This window comes from Streptomyces flaveolus (assembly GCF_014648815.1).
Classification (GTDB): domain Bacteria; phylum Actinomycetota; class Actinomycetes; order Streptomycetales; family Streptomycetaceae; genus Streptomyces; species Streptomyces flaveolus.
This window is the reverse complement of the sequence record NZ_BMRV01000020.1, coordinates 73,810-91,128: the sequence shown is the minus strand read 5'-3', so window position 1 is coordinate 91,128 and position 17,319 is coordinate 73,810. Positions and strand designations below refer to the sequence as shown.

At 74.8% G+C, this 17,319-nt stretch carries 13 protein-coding genes; 5 read left to right on the top strand and 8 right to left on the bottom strand.

The annotated features are described in order from the left end of the window. Window positions 1-424: 424 nt before the first annotated feature. Window positions 425-2,998, bottom strand: a complete 2,574-nt coding sequence (locus tag IEZ05_RS32735) for a helicase C-terminal domain-containing protein (RefSeq protein WP_189233937.1) — start codon at window positions 2,996-2,998, stop codon at window positions 425-427. A 143-nt stretch (window positions 2,999-3,141) separates the two neighbouring features. Here IEZ05_RS32735 and IEZ05_RS32730 point away from each other — a divergent pair, with 143 nt between their 5' ends. Continuing rightward, complete coding sequence (locus IEZ05_RS32730; protein WP_189233936.1) at window positions 3,142-4,167, top strand: hypothetical protein; 1,026 nt, start codon at window positions 3,142-3,144, stop codon at window positions 4,165-4,167. 122 nt (window positions 4,168-4,289) lie between these two features. Next, window positions 4,290-4,946, top strand: coding sequence for an HAD family hydrolase (locus IEZ05_RS32725; RefSeq protein WP_189233935.1), 657 nt, complete (start codon window positions 4,290-4,292; stop codon window positions 4,944-4,946). Here the strand turns inward: IEZ05_RS32725 and IEZ05_RS32720 are convergent. Then, on the bottom strand, window positions 4,907-5,173 hold the full coding sequence (locus IEZ05_RS32720; protein ID WP_189233934.1) for a hypothetical protein: 267 nt from the start codon (window positions 5,171-5,173) through the stop codon (window positions 4,907-4,909). The two genes, IEZ05_RS32725 and IEZ05_RS32720, sit on opposite strands and share 40 nt — an antisense overlap. A gap of 150 nt (window positions 5,174-5,323) precedes the next feature. Between IEZ05_RS32720 and IEZ05_RS37000 the strand changes: the two genes are divergently transcribed. Then, window positions 5,324-5,707 (top strand): cold-shock protein, encoded by a 384-nt coding sequence (locus IEZ05_RS37000; RefSeq protein ID WP_189233933.1) that lies wholly within the window; start codon window positions 5,324-5,326, stop codon window positions 5,705-5,707. A gap of 6 nt (window positions 5,708-5,713) precedes the next feature. On the opposite strand, the gene IEZ05_RS32710 is transcribed toward IEZ05_RS37000, so the two are convergent. From IEZ05_RS32710 to IEZ05_RS32695, 4 genes are read right to left on the bottom strand one after another with little or no spacing between them, the layout of a single operon-like run. Further along, on the bottom strand, window positions 5,714-6,562 hold the full coding sequence (locus tag IEZ05_RS32710) for a 1,4-dihydroxy-6-naphthoate synthase (RefSeq protein WP_189233932.1): 849 nt from the start codon (window positions 6,560-6,562) through the stop codon (window positions 5,714-5,716). Continuing rightward, window positions 6,552-7,259: a futalosine hydrolase gene (locus tag IEZ05_RS32705; protein ID WP_229869963.1), complete on the bottom strand. Its 708-nt coding sequence runs from the start codon at window positions 7,257-7,259 to the stop codon at window positions 6,552-6,554. The genes IEZ05_RS32710 and IEZ05_RS32705 overlap by 11 nt, the downstream gene beginning before the upstream one ends. Window positions 7,260-7,270: 11 nt before the next feature. Further along, window positions 7,271-7,783: a DUF2771 domain-containing protein gene (locus tag IEZ05_RS32700; protein ID WP_189233930.1), complete on the bottom strand. Its 513-nt coding sequence runs from the start codon at window positions 7,781-7,783 to the stop codon at window positions 7,271-7,273. 58 nt (window positions 7,784-7,841) lie between these two features. Further along, window positions 7,842-9,230 carry an MFS transporter gene (locus IEZ05_RS32695; RefSeq protein ID WP_189233929.1) on the bottom strand — a complete coding sequence of 463 codons (1,389 nt, stop codon included), beginning with the start codon at window positions 9,228-9,230 and terminating at the stop codon, window positions 7,842-7,844. A gap of 501 nt (window positions 9,231-9,731) precedes the next feature. On the opposite strand from IEZ05_RS32695, the gene IEZ05_RS32690 reads away from it, so the two are divergent. Beyond that, the gene (locus IEZ05_RS32690; RefSeq protein WP_189233928.1) at window positions 9,732-10,658 is read left to right on the top strand and encodes a DUF3027 domain-containing protein; all 927 of its coding nucleotides are present in this window, start codon (window positions 9,732-9,734) and stop codon (window positions 10,656-10,658) included. A gap of 565 nt (window positions 10,659-11,223) precedes the next feature. Further along, complete coding sequence (locus IEZ05_RS32685; protein ID WP_189233927.1) at window positions 11,224-14,397, top strand: sacsin N-terminal ATP-binding-like domain-containing protein; 3,174 nt, start codon at window positions 11,224-11,226, stop codon at window positions 14,395-14,397. A gap of 101 nt (window positions 14,398-14,498) precedes the next feature. On the opposite strand, the gene IEZ05_RS32680 is transcribed toward IEZ05_RS32685, so the two are convergent. Further along, a complete protein-coding gene (locus tag IEZ05_RS32680; RefSeq protein ID WP_189233926.1) occupies window positions 14,499-16,901 on the bottom strand; it encodes an HAD-IC family P-type ATPase in 2,403 nt (800 codons plus the stop codon). Between the two features lie 99 nt (window positions 16,902-17,000). Continuing rightward, entirely contained in the window at window positions 17,001-17,288 is a 288-nt protein-coding gene (locus IEZ05_RS32675; RefSeq protein ID WP_189233925.1) for a DUF2530 domain-containing protein, read from the bottom strand. Window positions 17,289-17,319 lie beyond the last annotated feature (31 nt).

Sequence of the window (17,319 nt, the reverse complement as noted above, 5' to 3'; positions counted from 1 at the left end):
GGGGCGGTCCGGCCTTTCGGAAGGCTCAGGGGAAGCGAGCGGGGAAGCGGGAGCGGGCCGGCCCCAGGGAGAGGACTGGGGCCGGCCCGCTCACGACGGAGATGCGGGACGGACGGGTCAGAAGGTGAAGCCCCCACCCAGATCGATGCCGACCGCGGCGGCCTCGGCGGCCAGCGCGGCGAGCAACGCGGCGGTCGCCGCCAGGACGGTGGTGACACGACGAACGGCACCCATCGGAAACTTCCTTTCGGTTCGGCGGTAGGACACCCGGTGGCTGCCCTCGCCCCGACCGGCCGATGCGGAAGATGAAAAAAGCTCCCTCGCAGGTGGGAAAAGCTCGGCGTGGCGTGCATGAACCAGCCCGTACGCCCGAAAGTGCGCACCGAAGCGGAACCCGGTGTGCGGGACCGCGGACCGGAACGTGTCAGGTCGCGTCGTCGGCGAGCTCCGCCACGCCCGTGATCCGGTGCAGCGGATACGTGCGCACCTCGTCCGCCGTGTGGTCGTACGCCGTGACGAAACCGCCCTCCACGCGGATCGGGGCGATGACGCGCTGACTGGCGGCGCCCTCGGCGTTCACGTAACCGATCCACAGCGCCTCGCCGGTCAGCACGGCCGCCTGCACGGTGGCCAGGGTCTCGGCCGCGCCCGTGCGGGGCAGCTCGCCGTTCGCGGCCGGCGCGCCCTCGCCGCCGCCCGGGCCGGGCTTGCGCGGGGCCGTGGACGCCAGGTCACCGGCCCGGACGGCGCGGATCGCGGCCGTCAGCAGCGTGTCGTCGGGCACCGGCGGGCCGTCCGGGACCGGCTCCGGCGCCGAACGCGGCGGCGTGCGGTGGGCGTCGGCGCGGGCGATCAGCACATCGCCCCCGGCGGACTCGGCGGCCGGCGCGAACCCCATCGCGCGCAGCCCGTCCAGCAGCACCGCCGGGTCGGCCTGCGCGGCCAGCACGGTCGGCGCGAGGCGGCGCAGACCGAGGCCGGCGGCCCGCTTGTCGGCGAGGATCTCGTCCAGCGTCGCGTCGTCGTCGCACCGCACGTACGCCGAGGCCGCCCCGACCCGCAGCTGCCCGTGCCGGCGGGCCACGTCGTCGATCAGGTACGCCAGCGGCTGCGGCACCGGCGTTCTGGAATGCCGGGCGAGGAAGGCGTGCAGGTCGGCGGCGGTCCGGCCGGCGTCCAGCGCGCGGCGCACCGAGCCCGGCGTGAACCGGTAGACGGTCGCCCCGCCCCTCGACTCCACGTCCGCGAGCACCCCGAGCATGTCCGCGAGCGGACGCTCCAGCGGCCCCGGCGCCACCGCCGTCAGGTCGGCCTGCAACAGCACGTGGTCCAGCGGCTCGGGCAGCAGGGGCGCGAGCAGCCGGGCGGCGGTCGCGGTCGCCGCGGCCCGCTCGGCGGCACTCGGCGAGGGGAGCGCGGCGGGCGCACGGTGGTGGACGGGGAGCTTGGCGCCCGGGCCGTCGGACTCCTCGGGCGTGTCCGCCGGCCGGGGCGGCTCGGGCGCGCCGATCAGCGCCCGCCCAGGCGCCGCCAGCGCACCGCGCCCGGTGACGCCCAGCAGCTCCGCCTCGGACAGCGTCCAGCGGGCGAGCCGGGTACGCAGGTCGTCGTCCTGGCCGTCCCGCCCGTCGCGCCGCGGCCCCCGCAGCGGACGCTCCCAGCGCAGCCTCGCCAGCACCGACTCCTCGGCCGGCGCGGACCCTTCCGGCAGCCCGGCCAGCAGGGCCAGCACCCGGTGCCGCACCTCGGGCGCGGCCGACCGGTCCAGGTTCGGGCCGAGCGCCGACAGCGTGCGGTCCTTGGCGTCCCGCCCGCCGACCAGCCCCGGCGTCCGGGTGGCCGTCAGCCACGCCTCGGCGAGCCGCGCCCAGCGCTCGGCGGCGGGCAGCTCGCGCCACTCGTCGTACGCCGGGGTCGCGGCGTACCGCTCGTCCGCCTCCCCGTCGGACGCCAGCAGCCCGGCCGCGTAGGCCAGCTCGACCCAGAACGCGGCGACCGGCTCCGGCACGTCCAGCGCGACGGCCGTCCGCTTCAGGTCGCGCACGCTCAGCCCACCGGCCCGCAGCACCGCCGGGCCGCCCTCGTGCCAGTCCTTCAGCAGTTCCTCGACGGTCGCCAGCGCGGCGAGGGCCTGGCCGGCCGCGGTGGCGTCCACAACCTGTGGACGGTGCGTGGCGGCGGCCTCCACCGCCGGCGGCACCGGCTCGGGCGCGCGGTGCGCCCGGCCGGCGCGCAGATGCAGGGCGACCTCGCGGGGCAGGACGACCGTGCCCGGCGCGGTGGGCAGCAGGAGGCCGCGGTCCAGCAGCCGGCGCAGATGGGGCGCCGGATCGTGGGTGACCTGACCGTAGGGCGGGCCCCAGACCAGGCGGTCCAGCACCTCGACGGAGCCCGCCGGCAGCTCGGCCAGCAGGGCCGTCATCCGCTCCCGGTCGGTGAACAGGGCACTGAGCCCGGCCAGGGCGGTGACCGAGTCGTGGGTCGAGGGCAGACCGAGGGTCGTCAGGATCTCCTGGACGCGGCCGGGCGACATCCCCGCCGCGGCCTCCCGCACGGTGGGCCCCAGACCGGTCGGGGACGGATGCTGCGGGGAGGGCGCGAGCAGCTCGCGGGCCGTGCGCACCAGCCGCAGCCGGTCGTCGCCGCCCCACACCAGGGCCTGCTCGCGCAGAAGGGCGAGAGCCCGCGGCAGGGCACCGGCGATGGCCGGATCACCGTCGTCACCGGCCAGGAGACCGAGCAGTTCCCCGTACGTCGCCGGGTCCGCCGCCACGGCCAGCGCCTCCGCCGTCTGCAGCGTGAACCGGTCCAGCCGCTCCAGCGCACGCACCACCGAGGCACGGGTACCGGCCCGGGTGGCGAGCTGGGTGAGGTCCGTGGGCACGGGAGTGATGAGGTCCGGGCGGCTGCGCAGGAGGGCGGCCAGGGAGACGTCGTCCCTCGCGCGGAGCGCTTCCGCGAGGGACCGGGGGGCCGCGGACTTCTCCTCGGTGCTCATCCGGCCAACGTTAGCGGGTGGGCACGACGGTGGAGCGGCGCGTGCACGGTCCGGTCCGGTGCGCGGGGGCGTCCGCCGCACCCGGGAACATTCGGTACCTTCGTCCGACGGGGTATCACACGTCACCCGCCCCGGAGGGGTTCGTGGGGATCGAGAGCGACCAGGTCGTCTACGAGTATCTGAGCCGCGTCGGCGACGTGGCCCAGCAACGGCAGCTGCCGTCGGCCACGCGCATGCGGCTGGTCTCGGAGCTGCGCAACGAGATCGACCGGCGCCGCGCGAAGACGACCGTCGACAGCCCGGCCGCCGTCCGCCGCATCCTGGACCGGATCGGCAGCCCCGACGACGTCGTCGACGCGGCGGGCGGCACCGGCGGGTCCGGTGGGGCGTCCCGGGAGCCGTCCGGCGCCGTGCCCGTGCAGCGGGACGGCGAGCCGGAGAACCGGGAGAAACGCAAGGGCCTGCGGCGCGCCGTGCCCCGTCCCCGCCCCGCCGCGCCGTCCGCATCCGAGCCCGCCGCCGCCTCACCGCACCTGGCGAGCGCGCGGGAGCTGGGGGACAGCGCCGTGCAGCCGGACTGGTGGCGGGTGGAGGACGGGCCGTTCGGGGGCGGCGGCGACAGCGTGCCGGGGTTCGTCGGCGGAGTGGAGATCCCGGACCTGCTCAAGCCGCCGCCGGGGAAGCCGGGGGAGAAGGACGGCAGGGGCGAGAGCGGCGGGAAGGCGCCGGTGGAGGCCGAGGCGGAGGAGGCGGCGGAAGCGCCCGCCGCCGGAAAGCCGCGCAAGGCCCGCCCCGCCCGCGCCGCGCGCCGCCGCCTGTGGCCCGAGGGCGGCTGGAACAACCCGCTCCTGCTGATCGCCGCCGCCCTGCTGATCGCCGGCGCGGTCCTCGGCAGCCTCGTCCCGCTTGGCCTCGGCTGGCTGATCACCTACCTCTCCCGCCGCCTGACCCCGGCCCAGGCGAAGTGGGCGGTCCTGGGCCTGCCCGGCACCGTCCTGGCGGCCGGTGTCGTCTGGCTCTGGGGCCGCACGGAGGGCCGCTGGGGCGACCCGGTCGCCGAGGGCCACATGAACGACGCCGTCGCCGAGACCTGGCCCTGGGTCCTGCGCACCGCGGCCGTCGCCACGGCCCTCTACCTCCTCTGGCGCTCCCGCCGCCCCCGCACCTGACCGGCGCGACGGGTTCGGCGGCGTGGCGGTGGGAGGGACGCCCACCTCATGGGCCCCGAGCACGGTCCCAGCTGCCCGGACCGGCTCCTGCGGCCCTTTCGGCCCCGGGCACAATGGAGGCCATGGCCTCCACGATCCGCCCCGGCTCCGCCCCCACCGTCGGCTTCGACCTCGACATGACGCTGATCGACTCCCGGCCCGGCATCCGCGCCTGCTACCTCGCGCTGTCCGAGCGGACGGGGACGTACGTCGACGCCGACCTGGCCGTCACCCGGCTCGGGCCGCCGCTGGTGGAGGAGCTGGCGAACTGGTTCCCCGCCGACGAGATCGCGGCCACCGCCGACCTGTACCGGGAGATGTACCCGACGTACGCCGTCACCGCCACGACCGCGCTGCCCGGCGCCCGGGAGGCGATCGAGGCCGTGCGGGCGGCCGGCGGACGGGCGGTCGTCGTCACCGCCAAGTACGAGCCGAACGCCAAGCTCCACCTGGAGCACCTCGGCATCGAACCGGACGCGGTGATCGGCGACCTGTGGGCCGAGCAGAAGGCCGTGGCGCTGCGCGAGCACGGCGCGGACGTGTACGTCGGCGACCACCTCGGCGACGTCCGCGGCGCGCGCACGGCGGGCGCCCTCTCCGTCGCCGTGGCCAGCGGACCGTGCAGCGCCGAGGAACTGCGCGCGGCAGGCGCCGACGTCGTCCTGACCGACCTGACGGAATTCCCCGAGTGGCTCGCGGGCTACCGCGACGGCGACGGGCCGGCCGCGGCCCGCGCCTGACGCCGCCCCGCGGCGACCGACCGGAGCACCCCCGCGCCGGAGACCAGGAACCCCACTCCCATGAGCATGCTCAGTCCGAACATGTAGGTGGGAAAGGGCGTCGTCCCCAGAAACAGCGGGGCCACCGTGACCAGTGTGGCCACGGCGCCGACGAAAAAGACGATCGCACCGGCGCGGATCAGTCGGTCACCGGGCACGGCGGAATTCGTTTGGGTTTTGTCACGCACCCGACCAGGGTAGTTCCCAGCCCGAAGGAACAACCGGGGGACGTCTTGTCACCGGCCTGAAGACCATTAGCCTGGGTACCGGCGGGTCCCACGACCCGCCCGAGTGCTATCAAGAGCAGTTTTCCGACGAGTACGAGGACGAGGACAGACGTGCCTACCGGCAAGGTCAAGTGGTTCAACACCGAGAAGGGCTTCGGCTTTCTCTCCCGTGACGACGGCGGTGACGTCTTCGTCCATTCCTCGGTCCTCCCCGCCGGAGTCGAGACACTGAAGCCGGGCCAGCGCGTGGAGTTCGGCGTCGTCGCCGGCCAGCGCGGCGACCAGGCCCTGTCCCTGACCCTTCTGGAGCCGGCCCCGTCGGTCGCCGCCGCGCAGCGCAAGAAGCCCGACGAACTCGCCTCCATCGTCCAGGACCTGACGACCCTGCTCGAGAACATCACCCCGATGCTGGAGCGGGGCCGCTACCCCGAGAAGACCGCCGGCAAGAAGATCGCCGGCCTGCTCCGCGCGGTCGCCGACCAGCTCGACGTCTGATCCGCCCTAGGGGAATTCCAGTGCGTCCGGGCCGAGGGCCGGCACCAGTCCCTCGGCCGCGGCGCGCGTCAGCAGGCCCCGGACAGCCGCGTAGCCGTCCTCGCCCAGGTCGGCGGTGAACTCGTTGACGTACAGCCCGATGTGCTGGTCGGCGACGGCCGGGTCCATCTCCTGGGCGTGCTCCATCACGTACGGGCGGGACGCCTCGGGGTCGTTCCACGCCGCGCGCACGGACGTGCGGACGGCGTCGGCGAGGCGGGTCAGCGTCGCCTCGCCCAGCGACCGCTTGGCGATGATCGCGCCGAGCGGGATCGGCAGCCCGGTGGTGAGCTCCCAGTGCTCACCCATGTCGGCGAGCTTGTGGAGCCCGTAGTTCTGGTAGGTGAAGCGCGCCTCGTGGATCACGAGGCCCGCGTCGACCTTCCTGTCGCGCACGGCCGGCATGATCTCGTGGAACGGCATGACGACGATCTCGCCGACCCCGCCGGGCACGGTGTCCGCCGCCCAGAGGCGGAACAGCAGGTACGCGGTCGACGTCTCGCTCGGCACCGCGACCGTACGGCCGCGCAGATCGGCATCCGCCTCCCGGGTCAGCACCAGCGGCCCGCAGCCCCGGCCCAGCGCCCCGCCGCACGGCAGCAGGGCGTACTCGCCGAGGACGTACGGCAGCACCGCGTACGACACCTTCAGCACGTCGAACTCGCCGCGCTCGGCCATGCCGTTGGTGATGTCGATGTCGGCGAACGTCACGTCGAGGGCGGGGGCGCCGGGGACGCGGCCGTGGGCCAGGGCGTCGAAGACGAAGGTGTCGTTCGGGCAGGGCGAGTACGCGATCTGCAGGGGCTCAGTCGTCATGTGGGTTCCAACTCGTGAGGACGGGTGCGAGCTTCCCGAAGGCGTCCGTCAGGGCCGCGAGCGCGTCGCCGATACGCCACGCGGCGCGGTCGCGCGGGCCGACCGGGTTGGAGACCGCGCGCAGTTCCAGCACGGGCACCCCGTGCGCGGCGGCGGCCTCGGCGACGCCGAAGCCCTCCATGGCCTCGGCGAGGGCACCGGGGTGGCGGGCGCGCAGCAGTGCGGCGCGTTCGGCGGTCCCGGTGACGGTGGAGCCGGTCAGGACGGTGCCGGGGCGGGCCCCGGTCGTGGCGGCCACCCGGCGGACGAGCCCGGCGGGCGGGCGGTGGGTGACGGTGCCGAAGCCGAGGTCGGTCACCGGCAGGAATCCGTCGGCGGTCTCGGCGCCCAGGTCGGCGGCGGTGATCTCGTCGGCGACGACGAGGGAGCCGACGGGCGCGCCGGGCGCGAAGCCGCCGCCGATGCCGGCCGAGACGACCAGGCCGTACGGGGCGCCGTCCAGGGCCGCGGCGGTCAGGGCAGCGGCGGTGGAGGCGGCGGCGAGGGCGGGGCCGACACCGGCCGCCAGCAGGTCCGGACCGTCCGGGAACCGGTGCAGGACCACCCCGGGCCGGGGTGTCTCCACCGCCCGCCCCGGGAACGCCTGAGCCACCGCGTCCCGTTCGACGGGGACCGCGGTGGCCACGAGGACGCGCACGGAGGACGTGGTCAGTCGTCCTTCTTCAGCTTGAAGACCCACACACCGGTGATCTTCTGGCTGCCGTCCTTGCCGTCCCGGGCCGCGATGGCGACGTTCGTCGAGTCGCCCTGGGCGCCGTACTGGGCGTTGAAGAAGACGCTGCCGGGGATGGTGCGGTAGGTCTTCTTGCTGTCCTCGACCAGCTGCTGCCCGTTCATCAGGATCGTCCAGTGATCGTCGGCGATCTCCGGGTCGACGCCGAAGCGGACGGTCTCGTCCTGGTCGACGCTGATGGACTTGGCGTCCGGGTCCTTCAGACACTTGTTGATCTCGTCGTCGGAGAGGGCCTTGCCCTCTCCTCCGCAGGTGGCCTCGGAGCTGACCGAGTCACTGCCGACCGTGATCGTGGACATGGCGGTCGGCTCGTCACAGGCGGACAGCAGGAGCAGTCCGGCGGATACGGCACCGGCGGCGGCGACGGCACGGCGGCGTCGCACAACGCGGTGTCCGATGGCGGCTGCGCCGCGGGGCAACGTGGTCATGGACGAAGGCTATATTGCGGCTCCGGCCGTCCCCCCACCTGGGTGCGGCGTGGCGTGGTCACGCCACCCTGGCCCGCGCGGTGCCGCCGTGCCGGGCCGAACCGATCAACCCCCGTACGGTGGTCAGCCATCCGGCGGCGACGATCGCGGCGGCCACCGACAGACCCAGCGTGCCGTTCAGCGGCAGCGCGATGCCCACCGCCCCGCCGAACACCCAGGCGACCTGGAGCAGCGTCTCCGAGCGGGCGAACGCCGACGTGCGGACGTGTTCGGGCACGTCCCGCTGGATCAACGCGTCCAGGGACAGCTTGGCCAGCGCCTGCGCGAAACCGGCCACCGCGGCCAGACACGCCACCAGCACCGCCCCGAAGAACACCGCGGCCGTGAACGCCGCGCCCAGCACGATCGCGACGACCGTCACGATGATGATCTCCGGTGCCCGGGACCGCAGCCACGCCCCGACCGCCGTGCCCAGCGCGTTGCCCGCACCGGCCGCGACGCCCACGATCCCGAGCGACACCGCCGCGCTCTGGCCCGTCATCGGATGGACGCGCAGCAGGAACGCCAGGAAGAAGATCAGGAAGCCGGTCAGGCAGCGGATGGCGGCGTTGGCGGCCAGCGCGTGGGTGACCGCGGGGCCCACCGTGCGCAGCCCGGGGCGCTTGCCGGGCCGGCGGTGCGGCCCGTGCAGATGCCTCTCGTCCGCGGCGAGCAGGGCCCGGTCCTCGCCCCGCGCCGAGTCCACCTTCCGCGGCAGCGTGAACGACAGGACGGTCCCCGCGACGAAGATCACGAACGCGCCGTACAGCGGCCAGCGGGGCCCCAGCTGTTGGAGCCCGGCCCCGATCGGCGCGGCCACGCCGGTGGCGAGCAGTCCGCACAGCGTCACCCGGGAGTTGGCCTTCACCAGGGAGAACCGGGGCGGCAGCAGCCGGGGCACCACCGCGCTTCTGACCACGCCGTACGCCTTGGAGGCGACCAGTACGCCGAGCGCCGCCGGGTACATCTCGATGCTGCCGGTGATCACCGCCCCGGACAGCACCAGTGCGAGCAGCGCGCGGGCCCCCATCGCCGTCGCCATGGCCGCGCGGCGGCCGTGCGGGATCCGGTCCAGGATCGGGCCGATGACCGGCGCGAGGAGGGTGAACGGGGCCATGGTGATGGCGAGGTAGAGCGCGACTCGGCCGCGCGCCTCGTCCGTCGGCACGGAGAAGAAGACGGTGGAGGCGAGGGCGACGGTGATCATGACGTCGCCGGCGCCGTTCACCCCGTGCAGCTCGATCAGCTTGCCGAGGCCGGACTCGCCGGCTCCGTGCGCGTGCGTCGCCCGGCGGATGCCGCGCACGGTCCCGGTCACCGGCAGACGCAGGGCACGGCCGACCGCGCGGAACCAGCCGGGACCGCGTCCCCGGCTCCCGCCCTTGAACTCCGTCCGTGCGGCTGCCACTCCGTCATAGTGCCCCGAGAGTCCGGGCTCTAGCGTCGTTACGGCACGGATGGCACTGACGAGTCGGGTGACGCACCCGGGGACGCGGGGCAGGTCCGGGGGCCGGCGTGGGGGCGCCGCGAGTGCCGGTGCCGGGTCCGGTACGCGCTCCGGTGCCGCGCCCGGCACCGGTGTCCGGGCGGGTTCGACCCGGGCCGGGCGGGGTTCCCTACGGGTTCTTTTCGGGCCCGCGCAGGGTGCGAGGCCGTGTCGAAGCGGGATCGTGCCCTCGCCGAAACTCCCGTCGGTGTAGGCCCAGCGGACAGGAGCAGGTAGCGTGCCTAGCGCGCCGTGGCGAACGTTCTCGGCCGCGCGCCTTACGGCCATACCGCAGAATGGATGACGTAGGTGTGCCCGAGCGCGATCGGGCGCGGACGTCGACGCGGTCCACAGGTCCGCTCCGTCCGCCCCTCGCAGGCAGCGGTGCACTCGTGAGACGGCGTATGGAGAGAAGCGATACCTGTGAGCGCAGCGACAACGCGAAGCCGCACCCCTGACCGTCTGTGCGCCGAGGCCGTCGACCTCGCCCGCGCCGCAGCCGAGGAGGCCGCCGCACCCGGCGTCGTCGGCGAGCACGAGGGGCTGGTGTCGGAGGGCGACCGGGTCGTCACGCACTACTTCGCCGCCAAGGAGCTCGGCTACCGCGGCTGGCGGTGGGCCGTCACCGTGGCCCGGGCCTCCCGCGCCAAGATCGTGACCGTGGACGAGGCGGTGCTGCTGCCCGGCCCGGACGCCCTTCTCGCCCCCGAGTGGGTGCCGTGGAGCGAGCGGTTGCGCCCCGGCGACATGGGGCCCGGTGACCTGTTGCCCACCGACGCGGAGGATCTGCGGCTGGAGCCGGGCTGGACCGGCGGGGACGAGCCGCCGCCGAACTCCGTCGTCTCCCACGAGATGGCCGACCTGGTCGAGGCCGAGGACGCGGAGGTCACGGCCGGGTCACCCGCCGCGCTGTCGACCACGCCGGCCCGCGGCACGATCGCGGCGGTCGCCGAGGAACTGGGCCTGCGCCGTGCGCGGGTGCTCTCCCGCTACGGCCTGCACGTCGCCGCCGACCGGTGGGAAGACGCGTTCGGGCCCAAGACGGCGATGGCCCAGGCCGCGCCCGCCACGTGCGCCTCCTGCGGCTTCCTCGCCCGCATCGGCGGCTCGCTGGGCCAGGCCTTCGGCGTGTGCGCCAACGAGTTCTCCCCGGCGGACGGCCGGGTGGTGTCCCTGGCCTACGGCTGCGGTGGCCACTCCGAGGCCGCGGTGATGCCGAAGACCCCGCAGCCGGCTCCGCCGGTGATCGACGAGACGCGGATCGACCCGTTCCCGCTGCGGCCGGCGTCGGACTCCGGGTCGGTGCCGGTGACCGAGGACGCGGCGTCGGCGGAGCTCGGGCACTCCTGACGGTTGGCTCGCGCCGCGTGCGTGGTGACTCGCGTCGCGTGCGGGTGCGGGTGCGGGTGCGTCGTGGCTCGTGTCCCCGGGGGCTGCGCCCCCGGACCCCCATCGGCCTTGACGGCCTCGTCCTCAAACGCCGGACGGGCTGGAGAACGGCGCTGACCGGCGTTGGTCCCGGGCCGTCGGGACGGGCTGGAGAACGGCGCTGACCGGCGTTGGTCCCGGGCCGTCGGGGCGGGGTGGAGAACGGCGCCGACCGGTGTTGGTGCTGGGCCGTCGGGGCGGGGTGGAGAACCGGGCTGACCGGTGTTGGTCCCGGGCCGTCGGGGCGGGGTGGAGAACGGCGCCGACCGGTGTTGGTCCTGGGCCGTCGGGGTGGGGTGGAGGGCGGCGTTGACCGGCAGTCGTTCTCTGGCCGCCGGGGCGGGTTGGGAGGCCGCGTCGCCCGGTACCCGGGCGCAGGTCGCCGGGGTCGGGCGGGACGGGACCGGGCGTCTCGGTCGGCGGGCGGGCGGCCGGCGGGGATGTGTCCTCGCGGTACCTTCGTGGTCCGTCGAAGAGGAGAGTGACCGTGAGCATGTTCGAGCGGCCCGCCGACGAGGGTGCGGACCCTTTCGCTACGGCACGTCTGCGGCGCGGGGTGCTGGACGCCTGGGCGACGAGCCCCGCCCGGTTCCGTGAGGACGCCAACGCCGAGGAGGACCTCGTCCTCGGCGGCTACCGCGACCGGCTGGTCGTCGAGCTCGCCCAGAACGCCGCCGACGCCGCCGCCCGCGCGGGTGTGCCCGGCCGGTTCCGGCTGACCCTGCGCGACGGCGTCCTCGTCGCCGCCAACACCGGCGCCCCGCTGGACGCGGCCGGAGCCGAGTCGCTGTCCACGCTGCGCGCCTCCGCCAAACGGGAGGGCGGCGAGGGCGCAGTCGGCCGGTTCGGCGTCGGCTTCGCCGCCGTTCTCGCCGTCACCGACGAACCCGCCGTCGTCGGCCGGCACGGCGGCGTGCGCTGGTCCCTGGCCGAGGCGCGGGGGCTGGCCGCCGACACGGCCCTGCACAGCCCCGGCCTGGGCGACGAGATCCGGCGGCGCGACGGGCATGTGCCGCTGCTGCGGCTGCCGTTCCCCGCCGAGGGCAGCGCCCCCGACCCGTACGACACGGCCGTCATCCTGCCGCTGCGGGACACCGCCGCCGCCGACCTCGCCGAACGGCTCCTGCACGCCGTGGACGACGCGCTGCTCCTCGCCCTGCCGGGCCTGGAGGAGGTCGTGATCGAGGCGGGGGACGACGTACGCACGCTGCGCCGCAGCACGGACGGCGACCTGACCGTCGTGGCGGACTCCCGGGAGGGGACCACCCGCTGGCGTACCGCCGCCGCGCACGGTCCGCTCACGCCCGACCTGCTCGCCGACCGGCCGGTGGAGGAGCGCCTGCGTCCGCACTGGTCCGTGACGTGGGCCGTCCCCGTGGACGCCGACGGCGCACCCGCACGGCCCCGCACCAGCCCCGTCGTGCACGCCCCGACCCCCAGCGACGAGCCCCTCGGCGTCCCCGCCCTGCTCATCGCGTCCTTCCCGCTGGACTCGACCCGCCGGCACGCCGCGCCCGGCCCGCTGACCGACTTCCTGACGCAGCGCGCGGCGGACGCCTACGCCGCCCTCCTCGCCGGCTGGCGCCCGGTCGCCGCCGGCATCATCGACCTCGTGCCCGGCCCGCTGGGCAAGGGGGAACTGGACGGCGCGCTGCGCCGGGCGATCCTCGACCGGCTGCCGCGCACCCCCTTCCTGCCGCCCGCCGCCGCACCGAGCGGCGCCGGCGATCTGCCGGAGTCCCCGGACATCGAGGGGCTGCCCGGCGTACCGGCAGTCGGTGACCTGCCCGAGTCCCTGCGTCCCCGCGACGCCGAGGTGGTCGAGGGGGCGGGCGCGGAGACGGTGGGCGTGCTCGCCGAGGTGCTGCCCACCCTGCTGCCCGGCGGCCTGGAGCGCCGGCCGGAGCTGCGCACGCTGGGTGTGGCCCGGGCGCCGCTGGCCGACGCGATCGACCGGCTGGCGGGGCTGGAGAAGGACCCCGCGTGGTGGCGGCGGCTCTACGACAGCCTGGCCGGCGTCGACCCGGAGCGGCTGTCCGGTCTGCCGGTGCCCCTCGCGGACGGGCGGACCACCATCGGCCCCCGGCAGGTGCTGCTGCCCTCCCCGGACGCCGCCTCCCTCGACCCCGGGGTCCTCACCCGCCTCGGTCTCAAGGTCGCCCACCCGGACGCCGCCCATCCGATCCTGGAGAAGCTCGGCGCCCTCCCGGCGACCCCGCGTGCCGTGCTCACCACCCCGCAGGTCCGGGCCGCCGTCGCCGCCTCCCTGGACGACGAGGGCGGCATGAACTGGGAGGAGGACGCCCTCGACGCCGAGGAACTCGCCGACACGGTCCTCGGCCTGGTCCGCGACGCCGGACTCGACGCCGGTGACGAGCCGTGGCTCGGCGCGCTCGCCCTGCCCGACGAGGACGGCGAACTCTCCCCGGCCGGTGAACTCGTCTTCCCCGGCGGCCCCTTCGCCCAGGTCATGCGCGAGGACGAACTCGCCGCCGTGGACGCGGCGCTGGCCGAGAAGTGGGGGCCGGAGCCGCTCGCCGCGTGCGGTGTCCTCGTCACCTTCGCCCTCGTCCGCGCCACCGACGTCGTCCTGGACCCGGACGAACTGGAGCCCCGCGAGGGCGACTTCGCCGAGCCCGACGACGCGGGTCTGCTGGACGCCGTGGACGTGTGGAGCGAGGACGTCCTCGACCGCTTCCCGGACAGCCCCGTCCCGCCGGTCGCCACCGAGATCGTCGCCGTGCGCGACCTGGACCTGGTGGACGACGAGCAGTGGCCGCGCGCCCTCGCCCTGCTGTCGCAGCCGCCGCTGCGGGACGCCCTGGTCGAGCCGGTGCGCGTCCTGCTGCCCGACGGCACCCACGAGGTCGTACGGCCCTACACCGCGTGGTGGCTGCGCGGGCACCCGGTGCTCGGCGGACGGCGCCCGGCCGGACTGCGCACGGCCGGCGGCGACCCCCTCCTGCGGGGCCTGTACGACGAGGCGGACGCGACCGGCTTCGAGGACGAGCAGGTGCTGCGGGCGCTGGGCGTGCGCACGTCCGTGGCCGCCCTGCTCGACGAGCCGGGCGGCGCGGCCGAGCTGCTGGACCGCCTCGCCGACCCCGACCGCCCGGTCACGGCCGCCCAGCTGCACGCCCTGTACGGGGCGCTGGCCGAGCTGGACCCGGAGCAGGTCACCCTGCCGGACGACCTGCGTGCCGTCCGCGACGGCCGCGTGGAGGTGGTGGACGCGTCCGACGCCGTCGTGGTCGACTCGCCCGATCTGCTGCCCTTCACGTCGGGCGTCCCGCTGCTGCCGGTACGGCCGGCGCTGGCCGCCGAGCTGGCGGAGCTGTTCCAGGTGCGGCGGCTGAGCGAGTCCGTCACCGGCGAGGTGCACTCCGAGGGCACCGAGCACGTCGTACCGGAGCCGGTGCGGGTGCTGCTCGGGGCGCGGACACCGGCGTCGTACGTGGAGCACGAGGAGCTGGTGGTCGACGGCGTGGAGGTCGACTGGCGGCTCACGCCCGGGGGCGTCCTGCACGCCGCGACCCTGGAGGGCGTGGCGGCGGGCCTGGCCTGGGCGGCGGGACAGTGGCCGCGGCGTTTCGAGGTGGCGGCGCTGCTGGAGGACCCGACCCGCACGGAGGAGTTGGCCCGGGACCGCTGGTTCGACTGAGGGAGCGAGGTCGTGGGTGGCTGCGGCGCCGTCGTGGCTGGTCGTGCTCACGCGGCGGAGCCGCATGTCGATAGCGCCCCGCGCCCCTGAGGGCGCGAGCGTCACGCCGGGAAGCGGTGGTCGACCCACCTCCACAGGAGTTCCAGCGAGGCCGCCGCCACCACCGCCACCCCGACGGCAGTCCACGGCATCGTGACCCCGACCAGCTTCAGCGCGAAGAAGTCCTGCAGCCACGGCACCACCAGCACCACCATGAAGGCCAGCCCCATCGTCGCGACCAGCAGCACCCGCCACCAGGTGTAGGGCCGCGCGACGATCGCCAGCACCCACATCGAGATCAGGAACAGCGTCAGCGTCGCCGCGCTGGTCTCCGCGTCCAGCGCCCCCGGCCCGCTGTAGTGGTGCCGGGCGACGAGATACGTCACGAAGGTCGCCGCCCCGGCCACCGCGCCGCCCGGGACGGCGTACCGCATCACCCGCCTCACGAAGTGCGGCCTGGCCCGTTCCTTGTTCGGGGCGAGGGCCAGGAAGAAGGCCGGGACGCCGATGGTGAGGGTGGACAGCAGCGTCAGATGGCGGGGCAGGAACGGGTACTCGACGCGCGAGCACACCACCAGCACCGCCAGCAGCACCGAGTACACCGTCTTCACCAGGAACAGGGTCGCGACGCGGGTGATGTTGCCGATGACCCGGCGGCCCTCGGCCACCACCGACGGCAGGGTGGCGAAGCTGTTGTTCAGCAGCACGATCTGCGCGACCGCCCGGGTGGCCTCCGAGCCCGAGCCCATCGCCACACCGATGTCGGCGTCCTTCAGCGCCAGGACGTCGTTCACCCCGTCGCCGGTCATCGCGACCGTGTGGCCGCGCGACTGGAGGGCGCCCACCATGTCCCGCTTCTGCTGCGGGGTGACCCGCCCGAACACCGTGCCCGCGTCGAGTTCGGCGGCCATGGAGTCCCGCTCGGCGGGCAGCCGGCGCGCGTCGACGGTGGCGCCGGACAGTCCGAGCTTGGCGGCCACCGCGCCGACGGAGACCGCGTTGTCCCCGGAGATGACCTTGGCCCGCACGTCCTGGTCGGCGAAGTAGCGCAGGGTGTCGGCGGCGTCCGGCCGCAGCCGCTGTTCCAGCACGACCAGCGCGGTCGGCACGGCGTCCTCGGCCGGCTCGGCGTCGTCGAGGTCCCGGGCGGCGCGGGCGAGCAGCAGTACCCGCATGCCCTGCTCGTTGAGCCGCCCGGTCTCGGCGAGGGCGGGGTCGTCCTCGGCCAGCAGCACGTCGGGCGCCCCCAGCAGCCAGGTGCTGGAGGCGCCGTCGTCCTCGTCGAACGTGGCGCCGGCGTACTTGCGGGCCGAGGAGAAGGGCAGCGACTCGGTGCAGCGCCAGTCCTCGGCGACCTCGGCGACCGGATAGGCGTCGATGATCGCCTGGAGGGAGGCGTTCGGGCGCGGGTCGGACTCGCCGAGGGCGCCGAGCACCGCGCGGACGTACCCCTCGTCGGCGCCGCCGAGCGTGCGCAGTCCGGTGACGTCCATGCCGCCCTCGGTGAGCGTGCCGGTCTTGTCCAGGCAGACCGTGTCGACGCGGGCGAGGCCCTCGATGGCGGGCAGCTCCTGGACGAGGCACTGCTTGCGGCCGAGGCGGATCACGCCGATCGCGAAGGCGACGGAGGTGAGCAGGACCAGGCCCTCGGGGACCATGGGCACGATGCCGCCGACGGTGCGGGCGACGGACTCCTTGAAGGCGTCGTCCTTGGTGAGCAGCTGGCTGATGATCAGGCCGATCGCGGTCGGGACCATCATCCACGTGATGTATTTCAGGATCGTGGAGATGCCGGAGCGCAGCTCGGACTGGACGAGGGTGAAGCGGGACGCCTCCTCGGCGAGCTGAGCGGCGTACGCCTCGCGCCCCACCTTGGTCGCCCGGAACGCGCCGCCGCCCGCGACCACGAAGCTGCCGGACAGGACCTGGTCCCCGGGCCGTTTGACCACGGGGTCGGCCTCGCCGGTCAGCAGCGACTCGTCGATCTCCAGTCCGTCGGCCTCGACGCACACTCCGTCGACCACGGCCTTGTCCCCGGGGCCGATCTCGATGACGTCGTCCAGCACGATCTGCGAGGTGCTGATCTCGGCGCTCTTCCCGTCCCGGCGCACGGCCGGTCTGACCTCTCCGATCAGGGCCAGGGAGTCGAGGGTCTTCTTCGCCCGCCACTCCTGGAGGATGCCGATGCCGGTGTTGGCGAGGATGACGAAGCCGAACAGGCTGTCCTGGATCGGCGCCACGATCAGCATGATCACCCACAGCACACCGATGATCGCGTTGAAGCGGGTGAAGACGTTGGCGCGGACGATCTCGCCGAGGGAACGGCTGCTGCGCACCGGTACGTCGTTGACCTGTCCGCGCGCGACCCGTTCGGCCACCTCCTCGGTGGTCAGCCCCGTCTCCGGCGACGACAGGGGAACGGGATGCGCTGGATCGAGTGCGGCGCCCGCGTCGATATGCGTCATGCATTCGACGGTACGTGCGGTTTTACGGCTTCACCCGCTGGATGTGCGGAAGATCCGACCTGGGTACGAGGCGGCCCGGCGCCGTGTGCTGCCCCGGTACTACGCGGTGGGACGGGCCTGCGGGGCCGCGTCGTCCCGCCGGGCCGCGGCGTCCCGCTTGATCGCGGCGTCGCGCCTGCGGACGTACCAGATGCCGATCAGGCCGAGCCCGCCGCCCGCCAGGCAGGTCCACACCCACCAGGTGTGCCCGTGGTCGTCGAACCAGCCGTAGAAGGGCAGCTGGGCCAGGAAGAGGACGAACCAGAGGATGGTGCCGCCGGTGATGGTCGCGACCACGGGGCCCTCCAGGGGCTCCGGCGCCTCATGCGTAGGTGTCCACTTCGCCATGCGTACAGCTTACGAGGGCGGGCGACGCGCA

Bases quoted from the DNA above. Each gene is read 5' to 3' on its own strand.
- IEZ05_RS32735 (WP_189233937.1), bottom strand. From the start codon at position 2,998: ATGAGCACCGAGGAGAAGTCCGCGGCCCCCCGGTCCCTCGCGGAAGCG.
- IEZ05_RS32725 (WP_189233935.1), top strand. From the start codon at position 4,290: ATGGCCTCCACGATCCGCCCCGGCTCCGCCCCCACCGTCGGCTTCGAC.
- IEZ05_RS32710 (WP_189233932.1), bottom strand. From the start codon at position 6,562: ATGACGACTGAGCCCCTGCAGATCGCGTACTCGCCCTGCCCGAACGAC.
- IEZ05_RS32700 (WP_189233930.1), bottom strand. From the start codon at position 7,783: ATGACCACGTTGCCCCGCGGCGCAGCCGCCATCGGACACCGCGTTGTG.
- IEZ05_RS32680 (WP_189233926.1), bottom strand. From the start codon at position 16,901: ATGACGCATATCGACGCGGGCGCCGCACTCGATCCAGCGCATCCCGTT.
- IEZ05_RS32675 (WP_189233925.1), bottom strand. From the start codon at position 17,288: ATGGCGAAGTGGACACCTACGCATGAGGCGCCGGAGCCCCTGGAGGGC.